Here is a 20370-nt window from a genome sequence, read left to right as displayed (position 1 = left end):
ATCGCCTCCGGGCGCCAGGGCTACCCTGGCCCCACCATGAGTACAGTTCGCGTCCGCTTCTGCCCGTCGCCCACCGGCACCCCGCACGTGGGACTCATCCGCACCGCCCTGTTCAACTGGGCGCACGCCCGTCACCACCAGGGCGACTTCGTCTTCCGGATCGAGGACACGGACGCACAGCGGGACAGCCTCGAGTCGTACGAGGCGATCCTCGACGCGCTGCGCTGGCTCGGCCTCGATTGGGACGAGGGCCCCGAGAAGGGCGGCCCGCACGGCCCGTACCGGCAGAGCGAGCGGCGCGACCTCTACCGCGACGCCCTCGGCCGGCTCGTGCAGGCCGGCGAGGTCTACGAGTCGTACTCCAGCGCCGAGGAGATCGAGGCGCGGCACCGCGCAGCCGGCCGGGACCCCAAGCTCGGCTACGACAACGCCGACCGCGACCTCGCCGAGGAGCAGAAGCAGGCCTTCCGCGCCGAGGGCCGCAAGCCGGTCTACCGGCTGCGGATGCCGGACCGCGACATCACCTTCACGGACCTGATCCGCGGCGAGATCACGTTCAAGCAGGGCCAGGTCCCCGACTTCGTGCTCGCCCGCGGCGACGGCACCCCGCTCTACCCGCTCACCAACCCGCTCGACGACGCCCTCATGGACATCACGCACGTCCTGCGCGGCGAGGACCTCCTCTCGTCCACCCCGCGGCAGATCGCGCTGCTGGAGGCGCTGCAGCGGGTCGGGATCGGCAACGGGCCGTTCGTGTACGCGCACCTGCCGCTGGTGACCGGCGAGGGCAACCGCAAGCTGTCGAAGCGCGACCCCGAGTCGAACCTCTTCCACTACCGCGACCGGGGCTTCGTCCCCGAGGGGCTGCTCAACTACCTCGCCCTGCTCGGCTGGTCGATCGCCGACGACCGGGACGTCTTCTCGCTCGACGAGATGGTGGCCGCCTTCGACGTCTCCCGCGTGTCGTCGAACACGGCCCGCTTCGACCTCAAGAAGGCCGAGGCCATCAACGCCGCGCACCTGCGGGCGCTCGAGCCGGCCGACTTCGCCCGGCGCCTGGTCCCGTACCTGGCGGCCGAGGGCGTGACCGTCTCCGCGGACGACCCGGTCCTCACCGCCGCCGCGCCGCTGGTCCAGGAGCGCAGCCAGGTGCTCTCCGACGCCGCGCGCATGCTCAGGTTCCTCTTCGTCGCCGAGGAGGACTTCGAGCCCGACACCGACGCCGCGGCCAAGACCCTGGGTCCCGACGCCGACCCGGTCCTCACCGCGGCCGTGAAGGGGCTGGAGCAGCTCGAGGAGTGGACCACGGCGGCCATCGAGGAGTCGCTCAAGGCCTCCCTGGTCGACGGCCTGGGCCTCAAGCCCCGGAAGGCCTTCGGCCCCGTGCGCGTCGCGATCAGCGGGCGGACCGTGTCGCCGCCCCTCTACGAGTCCATGGAGCTGCTCGGACGCGACCGCTCCATGCGGAGACTGGGGGGTGCCGTGCAGGGCTCGGAGGGCGTGGTCTAGAGTCTTCTCTGCAAGGGACGCGGACACCGGAACTGCTCCGGCAGCCCGCCGATGATCGTGTCTCCTTGGGGTATGGTGTAATTGGCAGCACGACTGATTCTGGTTCAGTTAGTCTAGGTTCGAGTCCTGGTACCCCAGCGGAAACACACGTTTCCTCGGTTGTACGGCCAGCCGCGGCCCCGTCGTCTAGCGGCCTAGGACGCCGCCCTCTCAAGGCGGTAGCGCGGGTTCAAATCCCGTCGGGGCTACTCGAAGTTCCTCATCCCGGTTCGCCGGGGTGGGTATCTTCGCTGGTGGTACGTGTGTTGGTCCTGGCCCCGTCGTCTAGCGGCCTAGGACGCCGCCCTCTCAAGGCGGTAGCGCGGGTTCAAATCCCGTCGGGGCTACTCGGAGATCCCCATCCCGCTCGCGGGATGGGGATCTTCGTATTCCGGGTCATTTTATGGGCGACGACGAGGCCGGGCCCACAACGGTTTCCCGCTGTGAGGCGGAACTCAACGAGGCGACGAACCTCCCCGCTTCTCGCGCGCTTTGTGACGAGCACCGGCGCAGTTCCGGAGGCGCGGGAGAGTAGTGGTGCTCATCTCACAGGATGCTCGCCGAGCTGCAGTCGGGCGCCGGGTCGAGATGAACCTCAGGGCTGTCGGACGCGGCCGGAACAGGCCCTGACGTTCATCTCGACCAGGCGCGGCGGTTCTGCCGGCGATCAGCACGCACGGCTCCGCGGTCGGATGGCGGCACCAACCGATGCAGCGTATGGACTCCGCGGCTGGCTGACCCGGCGGCGGCGTCGTGCTGCGTCTGCAAGCGAGGACCGGCTGTTACGGAGCCGTCGTCGTTGTCGTAGGCGTCGTTGTCGTAGGCGGCGTCGTCGTAGTCGGCGGTGGCTGCGTGGTTGGCGGTGGCGGCGTTGTCGTGGGCGGCGGCGGTGCCTGCGTGGTCGGCTGCGTCACGACCGGTGGCGGGGGAAGGACCGGCGGCTGATTCGGGGCCGGCGCCGGGGCGCGTCGCGTAGTCGTCGGACCTGCGTCGTCAGGCGCCGGCTCGGTCGTCGTCGGGTCGAGGGTGGCGGTGGGGGAGTCCGTGGCGGGCTCGGGGGTGGGGACCGGCGCGATCTGGCTGCTGTCGATCCGGCTGGTGGCGTTGACCGGGTTGCTGTCCGGCCACAGCGCCACCGTGGCGACCAGCGCCACCGCCGCGACCAGTCCGCCCGCCCCGATCATGAGGAAGGGGGAGCGGCCCTTGCTCGGCGGGGTGTCGTCGTACTCCGCGTAGGAGTCGAAGAGCCCGCCGCCGACCGCCGGGCGCGCCGGCGGGCCGCCGAACCGGGTGGCGTCGGCGCTGGTCGGCAGCGCCTCGGTGGGTGCCTCGGAGTCGGGGCCGGACCAGACGCCGTAGGCGGGGCCGGTGTACGGGGCCACGCCCTGCGGCGGCCCGGGCGGGCCCCACGCCTCCGTGGCTCCCGGCGCCCACTGGCCCGTGGCCGCGGGGGGCGGCCAGGCCCCGGTGCCGGCGATCTGGGTGGCCGGCCTGCCGTCGGGGCCGACGGCGCCCTGGATGCCGGTGCCACCGAACGCCGCAGCGCCGAGGGCACCGCCCAGCGCGCCGCCCACCGCCGGGTGCGCGCCCGTGGCGCCCAGGAGCGCCTGCGGGAGGAAGGTCAGCACGGCACCCTTGGCGATGGCGTTCTTCGGGTCGGTGTCGACCGCGACCGGGCGCCCGAGCTGCTCGGACACCAGCTGCGCGACGAGCGGGATCCGTGACGAGCCGCCCACCAGCAGGACCGCGGTGAGCGTCTCCGGGTCGGTGCCGGCGGACTCGACGGCCCGGCGCAGCGCGTCGACCGTGTCGGCGATCGAGGGCCGGATGGCCTCCTCGAACTCGCTGCGGTGCAGCCGCACCGACCCGCGGTACGCCGGCATGAGCACCGGGATGGTGACCTCGGTGTCCGCCGACAGGGCCTCCTTGGCCTCGGTGCACTCGCGCCGCAGCCGGGCGACGGCGGCCAGCACGGCCGGGTCGGCCTCGTCGATGCCCGTGAACGCCTCGGGCGCACCCTCGGCCACGTGGTCGAACACGACCTGGTCGAAGTCGACGCCGCCGAGGTGCTCGAGGCCCTCGGGCCGCCCGAGCAGGCCGAAGCCGCCGTCCTTGCGCACGACCGCGGCGTCGAACGTGCCGCCGCCGAGGTCGTAGACCGCGATCGTCGAGCCGGTGGGGACCCGCTCGCCGGCGGCGTAGTGCAGCGCGGCGGCCTGCGGCTCGGCCAGGAACGTGACGGTGAGGCCCTGCGCGTGCGCGGCGGCCGCCATCAGGTCCCGCTTGTGGGTGCCCCAGGAGGCCGGGTGCGTGACGGCGATCCGGTCGGCCGGCCCGCCCTCCTGCACCGCGACCTTGTCCACGACCCAGCGCAGCAGCCGCGCGCACAGCTCCTCGGCGGCCCAGGCGCGGCCGCCGACGACGATCGGGGTCGGGTCGCCCACACGCCGCTTGAACTCGCGCACGACGCGGTCGGGGTCGGTCACCGCGCGACGTTCGGCGGCCTCGCCGACGAGCACCTCGCCGTCGGGGGCCAGGAAGAGCACGGAGGGGACGTCGGTGGAGCGGTCGCCGAGCGACACCATCTCGGGCGACCCGGGCCGGTCGGCACGCGAGACCGCCGCGGCGGTCCTCGTCGTGCCCACGTCGACACCGAGCAGGTAGGTCATCGTCACCGTCTTCGGTCGGTCCTCGGCGCCGACGTGCTTGGGGAGCGGGCGCCCGTCCACTCTGTCCATCGACAGCGTGGGAGATCACGTTAGCGTCACGGATAGCCCGATTCGGGCACGGGGCAACTCCGCTGCGCCACACGGCGCCACCCGATCTACAGACGGTGCTGCAGCGCCTCCGCCGCGGCGAGCAGGTCCGCCGCCCACCGCACACCCGGCCGCCTGCCGATCCGGTCGACCGGTCCGGACACCGAGACGGCCGCCACGACCTGGCCCTGCGCGTCCCGCACGGGCGCCGAGACACTGGCCACGCCGGACTCCCGCTCGGCGACGCTCTGCGCCCACCCGCGCCGCCGGACGTCGACCAGCACCCGTTCGGTGAAGGTGGCGCCGGCGAGCACGGAGCGCTGGGTGGCCGGGTCGGACCAGGCGGCGAGGACCTTCGCCCCCGAGCCGGCGGTCATCGGCAGCCGGGTGCCGACGGGCACGGTGTCCCGCAGTCCGGACGCGGGCTCGGCCGCGGCGATGCAGACCCGGTGGATGCCGTCCCGCCGGTAGAGCTGCACGCTCTCGCCGGTGATGTCGCGCAGCCGCGGCAGCACCGCGCCGGCGGCCTCGAGCAGCGGGTCGGAGTGCCCGCCCGCGAGCTCGGCGAGGGTGGGTCCGGGCCGCCACCGGCCGTCGGAACCCCGCTGCAACAGGCCGTGCACCTCCAGCCCGACGGCCAGGCGGTGCGCGGTGGCGCGGGGTAGTCCGGTGGCCTCACAGAGCTCGGAGAGCCCCATCGGCTCGTCCGCCGCTGCACGCAGCACCCCCACGGCCTTGTCGAGCACGCCGATGCCGCTAGACTGTCTCACGTCTCGATACTAACTTCCCACGATCTGGGAATCCACCACCGGGGCGCAGCGCACATCGACGAAGGAGGCGGCAGCGGTGGGACGCACGCTGGCCGAGAAGGTCTGGGACCAGCACCTGGTCCGCAAGGGCGAGGGGCAGGAGCCCGACCTGCTCTACATCGACCTGCACCTCGTGCACGAGGTGACGAGCCCGCAGGCGTTCGACGGGCTCCGGCTCGCCGGCCGCCCGGTCCGCCGCCCCGACCTCACGCTCGCCACCGAGGACCACAACGTCCCGACGCTCGACGTCCTCGCCCCGATCGCCGACCCCGTCTCGCGCACGCAGGTGGAGACCCTGCGGCGCAACTGCGAGGAGTTCGGCGTCCGGCTCTACCCGATGAACCACGCCGAGCAGGGCATCGTGCACGTCGTCGGGCCCCAGCTGGGGCTGACCCAGCCGGGCACCACGGTCGTCTGCGGCGACTCGCACACCTCCACGCACGGCGCGTTCGGCGCGATGGCGTTCGGCATCGGCACCTCCGAGGTGGAGCACGTGCTGGCCACCCAGACGCTGCCGCTGAAGCCGTTCAAGACCATGGCGATCAACGTCCACTCGTCGGACGGGCGGCTGCGGCCGGGTGTCACGAGCAAGGACGTCGTGCTCGCGATCATCGCGCAGATCGGCACCGGCGGCGGCCAGGGCTACGTGCTCGAGTACCGCGGCAACGTCATCGACAACCTCTCGATGGAGGCCCGGATGACGATCTGCAACATGTCGATCGAGGCCGGCGCCCGCGCGGGCATGATCGCCCCGGACGAGACCACCTTCGCCTACCTCAAGGGCCGCGACCACGCGCCGAAGGGCGCCGAGTGGGACGAGGCCGTCGAGGCCTGGCGCGAGCTGCGCACCGACGCGGACGCGGTGTTCGACGCCGAGGTGGACATCGACGCGGACGCGCTCACCCCGTTCGTCACCTGGGGCACCAACCCCGGCCAGGGCCTGCCGCTGGGCGAGGCCGTGCCGGACCCGGCCGCCATCGTGGACGAGAACGAGCGCGTCGCCGCCGAGAAGGCGCTCTCCTACATGGGCCTCGAGGCGGGCCAGCCGCTGCGGTCGATCAAGGTCGACACCGTGTTCGTCGGCTCCTGCACCAACGGCCGCATCGAGGACCTGCGGGCCGCCGCGGAGATCCTCGACGGCAAGCAGATCGCCGACGGCGTCCGGATGCTGGTCGTGCCCGGCTCGATGCGGGTGCGCTTCCAGGCCGAGGAGGAGGGCCTGGACAAGGTCTTCACCGCGGCCGGCGCCGAGTGGCGCTCCGCGGGCTGCTCGATGTGCCTGGGCATGAACCCCGACCAGCTCGCGCCGGGAGAGCGCAGCGCGTCGACCTCCAACCGCAACTTCGAGGGCCGCCAGGGCAAGGGCGGCCGCACCCACCTGGTGTCCCCGCTGGTCGCCGCGGCTACGGCGGTGCGCGGCACCCTGAGCAGCCCGGAGGACCTGGTCTGATGGAGAAGTTCACCAGCCACACCGGCATCGGCGTCCCGCTGCGCCGCTCCAACGTGGACACCGACCAGATCATCCCGGCCGTCTACCTCAAGCGCGTCACGCGCACGGGGTTCGAGGACGGGCTGTTCTCGGCCTGGCGCAACGACGAGTCCTTCATCCTCAACCAGGAGCCCTTCTCCCGCGGGTCCGTGCTGGTCGCGGGCCCGGACTTCGGCACCGGTTCCTCGCGCGAGCACGCCGTCTGGGCCCTGATGGACTACGGCTTCCGGGTCGTGATCTCGGCGCGCTTCGCCGACATCTTCCGTGGCAACTCGGCCAAGGCCGGGCTCGTCGCGGCGCAGGTCGAGCAGCCGGACGTCGAGCTGCTGTGGAAGCTGCTGGAGAACGAGCCGGGTACCGAGGTGACCGTCGACCTGCAGGAGAAGACGGTGCAGGCCAAGGACCTGACCGTGCCCTTCGAGATCGACGACTACATCCGCTGGCGCCTGCTCGAGGGGCTCGACGACATCGGCCTGACCCTGCGCCACGAGGACGCGATCGACGCGTTCGAGCGCTCCCGGCCCGCGCACAAGCCGGTCACCACGGCCTGATCCCGGCCACCGTCGGCGGACCGCCGCCGGTACTGCGCGTGACCACAGTGGTCACGCACCGTACCGGCGGCGGTTTTTCGTTGTGCCGCAACGGCTCTTCGGCGGGAAGACCCTTGGCGAACGGCCCAGGAGGCTCTACCGTGCGGGGCCATGAACAAGACCCAGCTGGTGGACGCGCTGGCGGCGCGCCTCGGTGACCGGCGCACCGCGGCGTCCGCAGTGGACGGAGTCCTGGACATCATCGTGGACACGGTCGGTTCCGGCGGGTCGGTGACCCTGACCGGGTTCGGCGTGTTCGAGGCGCGGGCGCGGGCGGCGCGCGTGGCCCGCAACCCGCGCACCGGCGAGACGGTCCCGGTGCCGCCGACCACGGTCCCGGCCTTCCGCCCGGGCACCGCCTTCCGGACCACGGTGGCCGGCAACGACGGCGCCGCCGCGACCGCGAAGAAGGCCCCGGCGCGCAGCCCGCGCCCCGCGGCCCGCGCGGCCCGCTCGTCGGGCTCGTTCGCCGCGGAGGAGGCCGTCGAGGCCCCGGCGCCGAAGAAGACGGCCCGCTCCACGGCCGCGAAGGCCACCGCCACCAAGGCCAAGGCCACCGAGAAGGCGCCGGTGAAGGCCGCCGCCAAACCGGCCGCGAGGAAGACGGCGCCCAAGGAGACGCCCAAGGAGGCGGTCAAGGAGGCCGCGGCCAAGGTGGTGAAGGAGAAGCCGGCCAAGAAGGCGAAGGCGAAGAAGTAGGCCCTCAGGTGGGGCTGGGGTAGTAGTCGGCGGTCCGCAGGGCGCCGGTGGGGTCGGTCGTGAGCACCCACGTGCTGCCCTTGCGGGAGGGCACGGGGGTCTTCTCCGGGTCCGGCACGCCCGTGACCAGCGGGTCGTACTCGTCGAGCAGGGTCTCGACGACGTCGGGGATCACCCCGCCCTGGCTGCAGAGCACGGTCAGGCCGGGGCGGGCGAGCAGCTCGCGGAAGCGGGCGAGCCCGGCGGCCGGGTCCTGCCAGTAGCCCTCCTCGCCGAGCAGCGGCTCGCGCTCGATCTTCGCGCCGTGCGCGTCGGCGTACGGGGAGATCGTGTCGACGCAGCGCACCGGGACCGCGGAGTGGAAGCGCTCGGGGGCGAACCGGCCGAGGAAGTCGACCAGGTGCTCGGCCTGCGTGCGCCCGACGCCGGAGAGCGGGCGCAGGTCGTCGTCGCCGTCCCAGTCCTTACGGCTGCCCGCCTTCGCGTGCCGGACCAGGAGCAACACCGAGGTCGGCGCGGTGAACCGCTCGAGGACCTCGACGTCGTGGGCGTAGCTCAGCTGCACGCCCGCCTCGGCGGGCGGGAGCCAGACCAGCTCGTCGATCTCGTCGTTGGCCAGGAACCCGGTGGACTCCCGCGCCTCGGCCGACCAGTACCGGACGAGCTTGCTGCCCTCGGGCACGCGGTAGCGCACGTCGCCGAGCCGGGCGCCGAGCCGCGCCCGCACACCGGTCTCCTCCCACGTCTCGCGCAGCGCGCAGGCGGCCAGGGACTCGCCGTTGTCGAGCTTGCCCTTCGCGAACCCCCAGTCGTCGTACTTGGGTCGGTGCACCAGCGCGACCTGCGGGCCGGCGTTGGTCGCGCGCCACAGGACCGTTCCCGCGGCCAGGACGTCGGCCCCGAGCGCCGCGTACAGATCAGACATCCGGGTGGCCGGCCCTCACTCGTCGACCTGCGACCGCGAGGCGTGCGCGATCATCAGCTCCGCCTGGTGGTCGCGCACCTTCTCGAGGTCGGTGCCCTTCGGCGGGGAGGGCTCCCACGTGCCGTCGCCCTCCAGGACCCAGCAGCGGGTGGCGGGGTCGAGGCACGAGTCGAAGACGTCGCCGAGCTGCCGGGCGAGCTTCGGGTCGGCGACCCGCAACAGCACCTCGACGCGGCGGTCGAGGTTGCGGTGCATCATGTCGGCGCTGCCGAGCCAGTACTCCTCGGCCGCCCCGAAGTGGAAGATCCGCGAGTGCTCCAGGAAGCGCCCGAGGATCGAGCGCACCTGGATGTTCTCGCTGAGCCCCGGCACGCCCGGGCGGATCGCGCAGATCCCGCGGACCACGACGTCGACCGGCACCCCGGCCTGCGAGGCCCGGTACAGCGCGTCGATGACCTGCTCGTCGACCAGGGAGTTGACCTTGATCCGGACGCGCGCGCTGGAGTCCCCGGAGCGGTGCGCCTCGACCTCGTCCTCGATGCGGCGGACGATGCCGCGCCGCACGCCGTAGGGCGCCACCAGCAGGCTGCGGTACGACGTCTGCCGCGAGTAGCCGGTGAGCGAGTTGAACAGGTCGGTGAGGTCGGCGCCGATCGTGGGGTCGGCGGTGAGCACGCCGATGTCCTCGTAGAGCCGCGCGGTCTTGGGGTTGTAGTTGCCGGTGCCGATGTGGCAGTAGCGGCGGATCGTCGAGCCCTCCTGGCGCACGACCAGCGAGGTCTTGCAGTGCGTCTTCAGGCCGACCAGCCCGTAGACCACGTGCACGCCGGACTTCTCCAGCTCGCGCGCCCAGCGGATGTTGGCCTGCTCGTCGAACCGCGCCTTGATCTCCACCAGCGCGACGACCTGTTTGCCGGCCGCCGCCGCGTCGATCAGGGCGTCGACGATCGGCGAGTCGCCCGAGGTCCGGTAGAGCGTCTGCTTGATGGCGAGCACGTTCGGATCCGCCGCGGCCTGCTCGATGAAGCGCTGCACGCTCGTCGAGAAGGAGTCGTACGGGTGGTGGACCATGACGTCGCCCTCGCGGAGCGTGGCGAACACGCTGCGTGGCATCTCCCGCTCGCCGAACGCCGGGTGCGTGGCCGGGCGGAAGGGCTCGTCCTTCAGGTCGGGGCGGTCGGCACCGTAGACCTCCCAGAGGCAGGTGAGGTCGAGCAGCCCGGGCACGGTCACGACGTCGCCGGGGTCGACGTCGAGCTCGCGCAGCAGCAGCTCCAGCACGTGCTCGCTCATGGTGTCGACGACCTCGAGCCGCACGGGCGGGCCGAAGCGGCGGCGGGCGAGCTCGCGCTCGAGGGCCTGCAGGAGGTCCTCGTCGCGGTCCTCCTCGACCTCGAGGTCGGCGTTGCGGGTCACGCGGAAGGCGTGCACCTCCGCGACCTCCAGGCCGGGGAACAGCTCGCCGAGGTGGGCGCCGATGAGGTCCTCGATCGGCAGGAACGTGACGTCCCGGCCCGGCTTGCCCTCGTCGTCCTGCACCCGGACGAGGCGGGGGACGTTGTTGGGCACCTTGACCCGGGCGAAGCGCTCGGTGCGGCTGTCGGTGTCGCGGACCGTGACGGCCAGGTTCAGCGAGAGCCCGGAGATGTACGGGAAGGGGTGCGCGGGGTCGACGGCCAGCGGCGTGAGCACCGGGAAGACCTGCGCGGCGAAGTAGTCCGACAGGCGCAGGCGCTGGGCGTCGGACAGGTCGCTCCAGCGGCGGATGTGGATGCCGTTCTCGTCGAGCTCGGGGCGCACCTCGTCGAGGAACACGCGGGCGTGCGCCTCGGAGAGCTGCTGGCTGCGCTCGGCGATCCGGGCGAGCTGCTCGCGCGGGGACAGCCCGTCGGCGCTGCGCACGGCCAGGCCGGTCTCGTCCCGACGCTTCAGCCCGGCCACCCGGACCATGTAGAACTCGTCGAGGTTGCTGGCGAAGATCGCGAGGAACTTCGCCCGCTCCAGCAGCGGCTGGCTGGTGTCCTCGGCCAGCGCGAGCACCCGGGCGTTGAAGTCCAGCCAGGAGAGCTCGCGGTTGAGGTAGCGGTCCTCCGGCAGCCCGCTCGGCGCGGCCAGGGTGGTGGGCGCGGGCGGCCCGATCGGGGCGGCGCCCGCCCCGTTCGCCGCGGTCGGGGCGGTGGCGGTGGTCGCGCTCGTGGGGACGGGCGCCGGCCCGGGCGCGGCCGCCTCGACCTGGGCGCCGGCCCGCGAGGCGCGCACCGGGGTGGCCCGGCGGCGCGGGGCGGCCTTCTTCGCGGTCGACCGGCGGCTGCCGTTGGTCCCGGCGCCGCCGGTCTCGGTGTTCTCGGGGCCCGTGCTCACCGCCGGGATTCTTCCGCACCGGCCGCTCCTCCGACCCGTCGGAGCGACCGACATCCGGGTGAACTCTCGGTCACGAGCGGATCACGAATGGCGGTTGACCTGCGACGGCGGGGTCGGTTGTGCCGGAAATCGCAACCGTGCCGCGGTCCGCCCGGCCGGATCCCGGTGATCCACGGGCGAAGCCGGCCGGGGAATGCGTCACTGGCACGATGACTCCCATGCGGATCGCGTGCGTCGGCGCCGGGCCCGGCGGGCTCTTCTTCGCTGTTCTGGCGACGAGAATCCCCGGCGTCACCGATGTCACCGTGCTCGAACGGGCCGCGGAAGGCGCGCCGCGCGGATGGGGCGTCGTGTTCTGGCCGGACCTCGTGACACAGGTCGAGGCCGTCGACCCGCCTTTCGCCGAGTCGTTGCGGGAATTCCGCTACACCTGGCACGACCAGGTCGTCGAGGTCGACGGATCCGAGGTGCGGTTCACCGCGTCGGGTTACGCCATGGGGCGCCACCTCATGCAGAAGTTGCTCGTCGACCGGGCGCGCGAGGTCGGGGTGCGCGTCGAGTTCGAGCGGCCGATCGGGCACGCGGCCGACCTCGAGGGATACGACCTGATCGTCGCGGCCGACGGAGTGCGCAGCGCCCTGCGGGACCGGGCGCCCGGCATCCGTACGGAGGTCGTCGAGGGGGGCAACCGCTACATCTGGCTTGGCACGGAGAAGCAGTTCTCCTCGTTCAGCTTCCCCTTCGTGAAGAGCCCGGCGGGCTGGCTGTGGGCGCACGCGTACGCCTTCGGCGAGGCCGGCAGCACCTTCATCGTGGAGACGACCGAGGAGACCTGGCGGGCCCTCGGCCTCGACACGCTCGGTCCGGACGAGACGCTCCGCCTGCTCGAGTCGACCTTCGCCGAGCAGCTCGACGGGCACAAGCTCGTCCTGCAGGAGGAGGCGCGCGGAACTGCCCCCTGGCGGCGGTTCGCCACGGTCCGCAACTCGGCGTGGACGGACGGGACCCTCGCGCTGGTGGGCGACGCCGCGCACACGACCCACTTCAGCGTCGGTTCGGGCACCCGGCTGGCGCTGGAGGACGCGATCGCCCTGGCCCGGCACCTGGAGCAGGCGCCGACCCTCGCGGAGGCCCTCGCCGGGTACGGGCGCGAGCGCGCCGAGGCCCTGGAGGTCACGGCGCGGCAGGCCCGGTCGAGCGCGGCGTGGTTCGAGGCCGTCCCACGGTACGTCGAGCGCCCGGCCCGGGACTTCGCCCGGCTGCTGATCGAGCGACGGCGGCTCGTCGCGCGCCGGACGCCGGGGCTCTACCTGGCGCTGCACCGGCTGACCACCGTGCCGTTGCTCGGCGCCGCGATCAACCGGACGCTCGCGGTCACCCGGACGGTCGCGCCGCGGGTGGTGGGGCCGCTGCGTCGCCGCTTCGCGGGCTGAGCAGGCGGGCGCGCACGTCCTGCACGAGCGCGGCGGCAACCCGTCCGGGCGGCTCGTGCCGGGCCCGCGCGGACAGCACGCCGGGGACGTACCGGGTCAGCAGGGGCGTCGACGCCCGCTTGAGCTCGGCGTAGGCGCGGGTCGCGTGCCGCGCGGCGACCGGGGCCAGGCCGCGGACGGTGCACGGGACGAACCGGGTGTGATGGGTCGTCCCGCGGTCGGCCCAGCGGAGCTTGTAGTCGAAGGCGTCGATGCGGAAGTCGAAGTCGAGGCCGAGGTCGAAGGCCAGCCGCACGCACTCCTCGATCAGGACGTTGCCGGCGCCCAGCGAGGCGCGGGACTCGTCGAACGCCATGACGAAGCCCTCGAGCGCGCGCCCGGAGCGGTAGCAGACCGAGGCCGAGACCAGCTCGTCGTCGAGCGTCACGCCTACAACCAGCGGGCGAACCTCCACACCGGCGGGGGTCGTGTCGAGCAACTCGTGGAAGAACACCTCGCCCGACCCCTCGCTGATCCACGGCGTGGTCTTGTGCCGGCGGACCAGCCACTCACGTTTGCGCGCGAAGATCCAGTCGACCGCCCGGTGCCCGAAGGCAGGATCGCCGGCGGAGCTGCGGAAGGCGACGGTGCCGGCCTTCTGCAGCCGCCTGCGGTTGCGCCGCATCTCCCACCGCAGCTTCTGGGGCCGGGCGGCCAGCCAGGCGTCGAACCCGTCCGCGGGACGGACGGCGAGGGGCGAGGTGGTCGTCGAGGCGAATGCGAGCGCACCGAGACGACCGCCGACCGGGAGCGGTGCCTCGGGCTGGTGGTACACGGCGAGCACGTCGGCGAGCCGGGTCGCGTGCGCGGTCGCAAGCTCGAGGGCCTCCGCGGCGTGCTCGCCCGGCCGGACCAGGGGAGCGGCGTACTCCTGTGTGCTCCGGTTGCCGAGGTGGGTGGCCATCGTGTGGCCGCGCCGGCGTTCGACGTGCAGGGGCCAGATCAGGAGGAGCTCCGCGCCGCGCCGGACGGTGATCACCGCCAGCTCGGCGCCGCGGGGCTCGGCCAGATGCGTCCACGCGACGCGGTTGTAGAGAAACGTCCGGCTCAGCGAATGATCGGGAACCGCGTCGAGTAGTTCGCCCCACCCGCTCTCGAGCGCGTCGAGTTCGGCCGTTGATCGCACCACCTCGACGGCAGAGCGAATGAAGGAATCCATGCCTGGGGAACTCCGACGTCGGGACGGCGCGATTCACGGCGGCCGTGGCGTCTTCTCCACCGATCCGGCTGCCGGGAGAATTGAGCCTAAGGCAGCGTCGCGGGTGCCGCGATTCGGGCCGGAGCGCCCGAATTGTCTTCGGCGAGCTTCCTCCTCGCCTCACACCGACCAGGGCAGGCTGACGTGATGGTCGCCTCCCTCGTGCTGGTCGCCCTCGTCGTGCTCGCCGCCGTCAGCGGGGAGACGGGGCTGGGCGGGGCGGTCGCGCTCGCCGCCGTCGCGGTGCTGTGGTTCCTGGTCAACGGGCGGATGGAGGGGCCGATCCTCCTGAGCGTCGCCCCGACCCACGGGCTCACCGGCGGCGATCTCGCCGGCATCGCCGCCCTGGTGGTCGCCGGCTGGCGCGCCGCCGTGGTCCTGCGTCGGCGACGGTCCGCCTGAGGGGGTCGAACGCTCCAGGAACCGCAGCAGCTCGACGGGGAAGGGCAGGACCAGGGTGGAGTTCTTCTCCGCCGCCACCTCGACGACGGTCTGCAGCAGCCGCAGCTGCAGCGCGGCGGGATTGGCGGCCATCACCTGGGCCGCCTCGGCGAGCTGCTTGGAGGCCTGCAGCTCGCCCTCGGCCGTGATCACCCGGGAGCGGCGCTCGCGCTCGGCCTCGGCCTGCCGCGACATCGAGCGCTTCATCGACTCCGGCAGCACCACGTCCTTGATCTCCACGCGGTCGATGTGCACGCCCCAGCCGACCGCCGGGTTGTCGATCATCAGTTCGAGGCCCTGGTTGAGCCGCTCGCGGTTGGACAGCAGGTCGTCGAGCTCGCTCTTGCCAATGATCGAGCGCAGCGACGCCTGGGCGACCTGCAGGATCGCCGAGCCGTAGTCCTGGACGTCGACGGCCACCCGGACCGGGTCGACCACGCGGTAGTAGACGACGGCGTCGACCCGGACGGTGACGTTGTCGCTGGTGATCCCGTCCTGCGCCGGGATCGGCAGGGTCACGACCTGCATGCTGACCTTCTGCATGCGGTCCGCGATCGGGATGAGCGTCGCGAGCCCGGGCCCTCTCGTCTGCGGCTGCAGCCGGCCGAACCGGAAGACCACCCCCCGCTCGAACTGCTGCACCACCCGGACACTGGTCGCGGCGCTCACCAGCATCATGAAGCCGACGACCACGAGAACCATCCAGAGAACGGTCATCACGCGCCTCCCTGCAGGCCTGGATTATCGACCCGCTCCCGGTCGTTGACCAGGCCTTACCGGCAGACGAAGAGCCCGGCCGTGCGGGGTCCGACGCCCAGCGCGCAGGCCTCGCGGAGGTCGGCCTCGGTGTCGACGTCCCGGCGCAGGCCGGGCAGCTCACCGGTCAGCGGGACGGCGCCGGACTCCTTGTGTGCGATGGCGGAGGCGGGGCCGAAGCGGGGATCGAGGGGGGCACCCGCGGGGGCGAGGAGGAGCGTGGTGCCGTCGCCCTGGGCGTCGGTGCAGAAGGCGCGGGTCGTGGCGTGCGCGAGCGCCTCGTCGAGCGCCTCGTCGAGCTCCTCGGGCTTCAACGCCGGGAGGTCGGCCTGAAGGGCGCCGTGGGCGAGGTCGTGCGGCAGGAGCGCGGCCCCGTGGACGAGGGCGGCGTTGAGGCCCGCCGCCGGCTCGTCGCGCACGATCCGCACACCCGTCCCGGCCAGCTCCCGGCCGACCGTCTCGTCACTCGTCACGACGACGACGGCGGCCACGCGCGTGGCGGCCAGCACGGCGTCGAGGGTGTCCAGGGCGAGCGCGAGGGCGAGCTCGGCGTGCCGGGCCGGGTCGCCCACCCCGCCGTCGGCCGCCCCGCGCAGCCGGGACTTGGCCGCGTCGAGCCCCTTGACGGGCACGACCAGACCCACTTCGCGGCTGCTCACCACCCCATCGTTCCACTCGGGGAGCGTGTCGGTGGACCGCGCCCGGGCGGGCAGGGAAGGATCGGCGTCGATCGACGACAGGAGAGGGGCACCGGTGGCGCGCGAGAAGGGCGGGTTCTGGGTCGGGGTGGCGGCGGCGGTCTTCTACCCGCTGTCGTACCTGACGGGGAGCCCGCACTACGAGGGTCGTGAGCACCTGCCCGCGGAGGGCGGGGCGCTGGTCGTCGCGAACCACATCTCCTACCTGGACCCCGTGTACACGGCGCTGTGGGTGCACACCGCCCGCCGCGTGCCGCGCTTCCTGGCCAAGGCGAGCCTGTGGAAGATCCCGGTCTTCGGGAAGGTGCTGGTCGGCACAGGGCAGATCCCGGTCTACCGCGACTCGGCCGACGCCCAGCAGAGCCTGCGCGCGGGCGTCGAGGGCCTGGCGGACGGCAAGGTCGTGGTGATCTACCCGGAGGGCACCATCACGCGGGACCCGGACGGCTGGCCCATGCACTCGCGCACGGGCGCGGCGCGGCTGGCGCTGTCCTCGGAGGTGCCGGTGTTGCCGATGGTGCACTGGGGCACCCGTGAGGTGTACGACCACTACAACAAGAAGTTCCGGCCGCTGCCGCGGACGCAGATCACGGTGCGTGCCGGTGAGCCGATCGACCTGTCCGCGTACCGCGGCAGGCCCATCGACGCGACGATCCTCCGCGAGGTGACCGAGCTGTTCATGACCCGCTGCAAGGAGCTGCTCGCCGAGGTCCGGGACGAGACGCCGCCGCCGGGCTTCTACCGCCGGGCCGCCGGGGGCCGGACCGCCGAGGCGGCGACCCCCGAGGCCGAGCGGAACGGCGGGCCGGCGTGACGGGCCTGGCGAAGATCGCGGTCCTGGGCGCCGGGTCGTGGGGCACGGCGTTCGCCAAGGTCGTCGCCGACGCCGGGCGCCAGGTCGTCCTCTGGGCGCGGCGGCCGGAGGTGGCCGGCGCGATCCGCGACCGCCACGAGAACGCCGACTACCTGCCCGGTGTCGCGCTGCCCGAGAACCTCTCCGCGACGTCCGACGCCGCGGCCGCGCTCGACGGTGCGGACGCCGTCGTCTTCGCCGTGCCGTCGCAGACGCTGCGGGCGAATCTGGCGGACTGGAAGCCGCTGCTCCCGCCCGGGCGGACGCTGGTGAGCTTGGCGAAGGGCGTCGAGCTGGGCACGCTCAAGCGGATGAGCCAGGTGATCGCCGAGGTGGCGGCGGTGCCGGCGGACCAGATCGCCGTCGTCTCCGGGCCGAACCTGGCGCGGGAGATCGCGCAGGGCGAGCCGACCGCCACGGTGATCGCGTGCGCGGACCACGAGCGGGCGGTGGAGCTGCAGGCCGCCACGTCGAACGACTACTTCCGCTCGTACACCAACACCGATGTCGTGGGCTGCGAGCTGGGCGGCGCGGGCAAGAACGTGATCGCGCTGGCCGTCGGGATCGCGGCGGGGATGGGGCTGGGCGACAACAGCCGCGCCTCGCTCATCACCCGCGGCCTGGCCGAGACCGCCCGCCTGGGCGCGGAGCTGGGCGCGGACCCGTTGACCTTCGCCGGGCTCGCCGGGCTCGGCGACCTGGTGGCGACGTGCTCGTCGCCGCTCTCCCGCAACCGCACCTTCGGCGAGCACCTGGGCCGCGGCGAGACGCTCGCCCAGGCCGAGGCGGCCAACCACGGGCAGGTCGCCGAGGGCGTGAAATCGTGTGTGTCGATCTGCGAGCTCGGGGAACGGCACGGGGTGGAGCTGCCGATCGCCGACGCCGTGCGGCGGGTGTGCCACGAGGGCTACTCCGCCACCGCCATGGCGAAGGAACTGATCTCGCGGGCGCCGAAGCCCGAGTGACCGCGGCTCCGCCGCCCGTGCGCGGTAAGTGGTGCTCTAGCACCACTTACCGCGCACATGCGGCGGAGCCGCTTGAAGGAGGCCCATGAGCGGGGACGGGACGCGCTGCGTCTGGGGCGGGCATTCGCCGGGCGCGGTGGGCGACGCCGCGCACCCCGGCCCGGTGCTGTCGGCGACCTTCGACCTCGGGCTCCCGCACGACCCCCAGCCCGAGTACTTCTACGGCCGCGCCGGCAACCCCACGTGGAGGGCCTACGAGGTCGCGGTCGGCGACCTCGAGGGCGGGGAGTGCGTGGCGTTCGCCTCCGGGATGGCCGCACTGTCCACGGTGATGCGGCTGTGCGCCCGGCCCGGCACCGCCGTCGTCCTGCCGAGCGACGGGTACTACATCGGCCGCCTCGTCGCCTCCGAGGAGCTCGCGCCGATGGACGTCGAGGTCCGCGAGTTCGGGACGGCGGGGGCGTGGGAGCCGCTCAACGGCGCCTCGCTCGTGCTGCTCGAGACGCCGTCGAACCCGGGCCTCGAGGTGTGCGACATCCGGGCCATTGCGGAGGCCGCACACGCCGCCGGCGCGCTGGTGGCGGTCGACAACACCACCGCCACGCCGCTGGGGCAGAAGCCGCTGCCCCTCGGCGCCGACTTCGTGATCGCCAGCGACACCAAGGCGCTGGCCGGGCACGGGGACGTCGTCCTGGGGCATGTGACCTGCGCCGACCCGATCCTCGCCGGACGCGTCCGGGCCGCCCGCACCCGCAGCGGCGCGATTCCCGGTCCGATGGAGACCTGGCTCGCGCACCGGGGCCTCGGGACGCTCGACCTGCGGCTGGAACGGCAGGCGAAGAACGCGCACGCGCTGGTCCAGGCGCTGCTGGGGCACCCCGCGGCGTCGGACGTCCGGTGGCCGGGCCTGCCCTCCGACCCCTCCCACGCGGTGGCGTCGCGGCAGATGCGGCGGTGGAACGGGATCCTGCGGTTCACACTGCCCTCGGCCGAGGCGGTGGGGGAGTTCCTCGCCGCGTCTCGGTTGGTGTCGTCGTCGACCAGCTTCGGCGGGCTCCAGACCTCCGCCGACCGGCGGGCGCGGTGGGGCGATGCCGTCCCGCCCGGCCTGCTCCGGCTCTCTGCCGGCTGCGAGGACACGGACGACCTGGTCGCCGACGTGCTCGGGGCCTTGGACGCGGTGCGGGTCTGAAGTCGTCCACGAGCGTCAGAAGGGCCGTCGCTGAGAGCACAGCGACCGGTCGCGGCCGGACTACATCAGTGGCGCGACCTATCGGAGACAGTGGTTAACGCTCATCGTCCGCTGGACGACCCTGCCGGGGTGAGAACGGCTGGGAACCGGTCGACTGAGCCCCGTGATCACGTCGGTGGCATCCGTGTCGGCTTCGTCCGGGAGGACCTGGGGTGAATGCGAGCATGGCGCAGTGCTTGACGCCCGGAGCTGGCGGCGGCCCACGCAACCGTGCAAGGACGCAAGCGTTCGACGAGTGCGGATGCCTGTCTGTTCACGTGACCGGCCGATGGCGGTAGCGGTTCCACGTCGGCGAATCCGAGTGGCCGTCGCAAGTGTCTTCTTGGCGATCTTCCTCATCGGGGCTGCCGGGTTTCCCGTTTATGTCACGCCGCGGTTGGACGAGCTGCGTCCTGCTGACGCGATCGTTGTCCTGGGTGGGAACGGCTATGAGCGCTACCCGTACGCGCTCGAGCTTGCCCTGCAAGGCTATGCGCCACGGGTGGTGGTCTCCAATCCTGCTGGTGAACAGGATATCTGGCTCACGGACCTCTGCTCTCATCAGCGCTACACGTTCACCGTCACGTGCTTTTCGCCCGAACCCGCGACGACGAAGGGTGAAGCGGAGGAGCTTCACCGCCTGGCAGTGGAGCAGCAGTGGCGTTCGGTCATCGTGGTGACGTTTCGCCCGCACATCTCCCGGGCGCGCTACATCCTGAGTCGTTGTTTCGACGGGCAGTTGATGATCGCGGAGAGTCCCGCTGATCTGTCTTTCGAGTACTGGGTCTGGACGTACATCTACCAGACCGCAGGCTATATCCGGGCAGCGTTGCAGCCGGCTTGCTGACCGATCCTCGTCGAGCGGGCCCGGACCGCTCATGTGAACGGTGGCAGGCTCACCCGGATGAGCAACGACGTTCCCCTCGACGCGACCACCCCGCACGAGTGGCGCGCGTGGCTGGCGGAGCACGCGTCGAGTGCCGGCGAGGCGTGGGTGGTCATCCCGCACGCCCGCTCCGGGCGCCCTGGGCTCACGCAGCGGCAGGCCCTCGAGGAGGCGCTCTGCTTCGGCTGGATCGACGGCCTGTCCCGAAAGCACGACACGTCGTCCCGCAAGCAGAGGTTCAGCCCCCGGAGCCCGCGGAGCGCGTGGAGCACCATCAACCGCGAGCTCGTGGCTCAGCTGATCGCGGAGGGCCGGATGACGCCGGCGGGTCAGGCCGCGATCGACGTCGCAAAGTCCAACGGCATGTGGATGCTGTTGGCCGACGCCCAAGCCGGGATCGTGCCCTCTGACCTGCGCTCAGCGTTGGACGACGATCCGGCGGCAGCCGCGGGGTGGGAGGCGATGACACCCTCCACCCGTCGAGCCCACCTCGAGGCCCTCGCCCGGGCGAAGAAGCCGGAGACGCGGCTTCGTCGCATCGCCGCCGCTGTAGCAGTGGCGCGCGGCGAGGTCGGCTGAACCACGGTGAATTCGGAGATCACGAGCTGATAACGGGGTCCGGGCGGCCGACGAACCACTCGGCAACGCGTAGGACGGCGGCGGGTGTACCCCCTCACAGCACACCCGTCAGCC

General features: G+C 72.7%; 17 protein-coding genes and 3 tRNA genes. 13 read left to right on the top strand and 7 right to left on the bottom strand.

Translation table 11 applies throughout. The features are described 5' to 3' along the window. Positions 1-36 precede the first annotated feature (36 nt). From gltX to ACQP04_RS29765, 4 genes are all read left to right on the top strand, one after another. A complete protein-coding gene (gene gltX, locus ACQP04_RS29780; protein WP_433503846.1) occupies positions 37-1509 on the top strand; it encodes a glutamate--tRNA ligase in 1473 nt (490 codons plus the stop codon). 66 nt (positions 1510-1575) lie between these two features. Next, positions 1576-1647 (top strand) — tRNA-Gln (locus tag ACQP04_RS29775). A 37-nt stretch (positions 1648-1684) separates the two neighbouring features. Continuing rightward, positions 1685-1757: transfer RNA gene (locus tag ACQP04_RS29770), tRNA-Glu, on the top strand. Between the two features lie 65 nt (positions 1758-1822). Further along, positions 1823-1895: transfer RNA gene (locus ACQP04_RS29765), tRNA-Glu, on the top strand. A gap of 435 nt (positions 1896-2330) precedes the next feature. Here ACQP04_RS29765 and ACQP04_RS29760 read toward each other — a convergent pair. Then, positions 2331-4286: an Hsp70 family protein gene (locus ACQP04_RS29760; protein ID WP_433503845.1), complete on the bottom strand. Its 1956-nt coding sequence runs from the start codon at positions 4284-4286 to the stop codon at positions 2331-2333. 86 nt (positions 4287-4372) lie between these two features. Continuing rightward, positions 4373-5074 (bottom strand): IclR family transcriptional regulator, encoded by a 702-nt coding sequence (locus ACQP04_RS29755; RefSeq protein ID WP_358208503.1) that lies wholly within the window; start codon positions 5072-5074, stop codon positions 4373-4375. 76 nt (positions 5075-5150) lie between these two features. Between ACQP04_RS29755 and leuC the strand changes: the two genes are divergently transcribed. The 3 genes from leuC (at position 5151) to ACQP04_RS29740 (ending at position 7891) form a co-directional block, all read left to right on the top strand. Further along, the gene (gene leuC / locus ACQP04_RS29750) at positions 5151-6563 is read left to right on the top strand and encodes a 3-isopropylmalate dehydratase large subunit (protein WP_433503844.1); all 1413 of its coding nucleotides are present in this window, start codon (positions 5151-5153) and stop codon (positions 6561-6563) included. Beyond that, the gene (gene leuD / locus ACQP04_RS29745; protein ID WP_433503843.1) at positions 6563-7153 is read left to right on the top strand and encodes a 3-isopropylmalate dehydratase small subunit; all 591 of its coding nucleotides are present in this window, start codon (positions 6563-6565) and stop codon (positions 7151-7153) included. The genes leuC and leuD overlap by 1 nt, the downstream gene beginning before the upstream one ends. A 150-nt stretch (positions 7154-7303) precedes the next feature. Further along, entirely contained in the window at positions 7304-7891 is a 588-nt protein-coding gene (locus ACQP04_RS29740) for an HU family DNA-binding protein (protein ID WP_433503842.1), read from the top strand. Between the two features lie 4 nt (positions 7892-7895). On the opposite strand, the gene ACQP04_RS29735 is transcribed toward ACQP04_RS29740, so the two are convergent. Next, positions 7896-8816 (bottom strand): NUDIX hydrolase, encoded by a 921-nt coding sequence (locus tag ACQP04_RS29735; protein WP_433503841.1) that lies wholly within the window; start codon positions 8814-8816, stop codon positions 7896-7898. A gap of 15 nt (positions 8817-8831) precedes the next feature. Then, positions 8832-11177 carry an RNA degradosome polyphosphate kinase gene (locus tag ACQP04_RS29730; RefSeq protein ID WP_433503840.1) on the bottom strand — a complete coding sequence of 782 codons (2346 nt, stop codon included), beginning with the start codon at positions 11175-11177 and terminating at the stop codon, positions 8832-8834. 218 nt (positions 11178-11395) lie between these two features. Between ACQP04_RS29730 and ACQP04_RS29725 the strand changes: the two genes are divergently transcribed. Then, positions 11396-12610: an FAD-dependent monooxygenase gene (locus ACQP04_RS29725; protein ID WP_433503839.1), complete on the top strand. Its 1215-nt coding sequence runs from the start codon at positions 11396-11398 to the stop codon at positions 12608-12610. Here the strand turns inward: ACQP04_RS29725 and ACQP04_RS29720 are convergent. The 3 genes from ACQP04_RS29720 to cofC all read right to left on the bottom strand — a co-directional run bounded on the left by ACQP04_RS29720 (position 12552) and on the right by cofC (position 15703). Further along, positions 12552-13808 carry a GNAT family N-acetyltransferase gene (locus tag ACQP04_RS29720; RefSeq protein ID WP_433503838.1) on the bottom strand — a complete coding sequence of 419 codons (1257 nt, stop codon included), beginning with the start codon at positions 13806-13808 and terminating at the stop codon, positions 12552-12554. The genes ACQP04_RS29725 and ACQP04_RS29720 overlap by 59 nt on opposite strands. 159 nt (positions 13809-13967) lie before the next feature. Beyond that, positions 13968-15005: a slipin family protein gene (locus tag ACQP04_RS29715; protein WP_433503837.1), complete on the bottom strand. Its 1038-nt coding sequence runs from the start codon at positions 15003-15005 to the stop codon at positions 13968-13970. A gap of 56 nt (positions 15006-15061) precedes the next feature. Then, positions 15062-15703, bottom strand: a complete 642-nt coding sequence (cofC, locus tag ACQP04_RS29710; protein ID WP_433503836.1) for a 2-phospho-L-lactate guanylyltransferase — start codon at positions 15701-15703, stop codon at positions 15062-15064. Positions 15704-15797: 94 nt separating this feature from the next. On the opposite strand from cofC, the gene ACQP04_RS29705 reads away from it, so the two are divergent. The 5 genes from ACQP04_RS29705 to ACQP04_RS29685 all read left to right on the top strand — a co-directional run bounded on the left by ACQP04_RS29705 (position 15798) and on the right by ACQP04_RS29685 (position 20256). Continuing rightward, positions 15798-16556: a lysophospholipid acyltransferase family protein gene (locus ACQP04_RS29705; RefSeq protein WP_433503835.1), complete on the top strand. Its 759-nt coding sequence runs from the start codon at positions 15798-15800 to the stop codon at positions 16554-16556. After that, entirely contained in the window at positions 16553-17560 is a 1008-nt protein-coding gene (locus tag ACQP04_RS29700; protein WP_433503834.1) for an NAD(P)H-dependent glycerol-3-phosphate dehydrogenase, read from the top strand. Before ACQP04_RS29705 ends, ACQP04_RS29700 begins: the two co-directional genes overlap by 4 nt. A gap of 85 nt (positions 17561-17645) precedes the next feature. Continuing rightward, entirely contained in the window at positions 17646-18752 is a 1107-nt protein-coding gene (locus ACQP04_RS29695) for a cystathionine gamma-lyase (protein ID WP_433503833.1), read from the top strand. 382 nt (positions 18753-19134) lie between these two features. Beyond that, positions 19135-19638, top strand: a complete 504-nt coding sequence (locus ACQP04_RS29690) for a YdcF family protein (RefSeq protein WP_433503832.1) — start codon at positions 19135-19137, stop codon at positions 19636-19638. 57 nt (positions 19639-19695) lie between these two features. After that, positions 19696-20256 (top strand): YdeI/OmpD-associated family protein, encoded by a 561-nt coding sequence (locus ACQP04_RS29685; protein ID WP_433503831.1) that lies wholly within the window; start codon positions 19696-19698, stop codon positions 20254-20256. The last annotated feature ends 114 nt before the right edge of the window (positions 20257-20370 follow it).

It is taken from the genome of Pseudonocardia halophobica, assembly GCF_050948485.1.
GTDB lineage: Bacteria > Actinomycetota > Actinomycetes > Mycobacteriales > Pseudonocardiaceae > Pseudonocardia > Pseudonocardia halophobica.
The sequence above is the reverse complement of the archived record's forward strand: the minus strand, read 5'-3'. Positions and strand labels throughout refer to the sequence as shown.

Coding starts and splice junctions, on each gene's coding strand:
- gltX (WP_433503846.1), top strand. CDS start 37: ATGAGTACAGTTCGCGTCCGCTTCTGCCCGTCGCCCACCGGCACCCCG.
- ACQP04_RS29760 (WP_433503845.1), bottom strand. CDS start 4,286: ATGGACAGAGTGGACGGGCGCCCGCTCCCCAAGCACGTCGGCGCCGAG.
- leuD (WP_433503843.1), top strand. CDS start 6,563: ATGGAGAAGTTCACCAGCCACACCGGCATCGGCGTCCCGCTGCGCCGC.
- ACQP04_RS29740 (WP_433503842.1), top strand. CDS start 7,304: ATGAACAAGACCCAGCTGGTGGACGCGCTGGCGGCGCGCCTCGGTGAC.
- ACQP04_RS29735 (WP_433503841.1), bottom strand. CDS start 8,816: ATGTCTGATCTGTACGCGGCGCTCGGGGCCGACGTCCTGGCCGCGGGA.
- ACQP04_RS29725 (WP_433503839.1), top strand. CDS start 11,396: ATGCGGATCGCGTGCGTCGGCGCCGGGCCCGGCGGGCTCTTCTTCGCT.
- ACQP04_RS29720 (WP_433503838.1), bottom strand. CDS start 13,808: ATGGATTCCTTCATTCGCTCTGCCGTCGAGGTGGTGCGATCAACGGCC.
- ACQP04_RS29715 (WP_433503837.1), bottom strand. CDS start 15,005: ATGACCGTTCTCTGGATGGTTCTCGTGGTCGTCGGCTTCATGATGCTG.
- ACQP04_RS29695 (WP_433503833.1), top strand. CDS start 17,646: ATGAGCGGGGACGGGACGCGCTGCGTCTGGGGCGGGCATTCGCCGGGC.
- ACQP04_RS29685 (WP_433503831.1), top strand. CDS start 19,696: ATGAGCAACGACGTTCCCCTCGACGCGACCACCCCGCACGAGTGGCGC.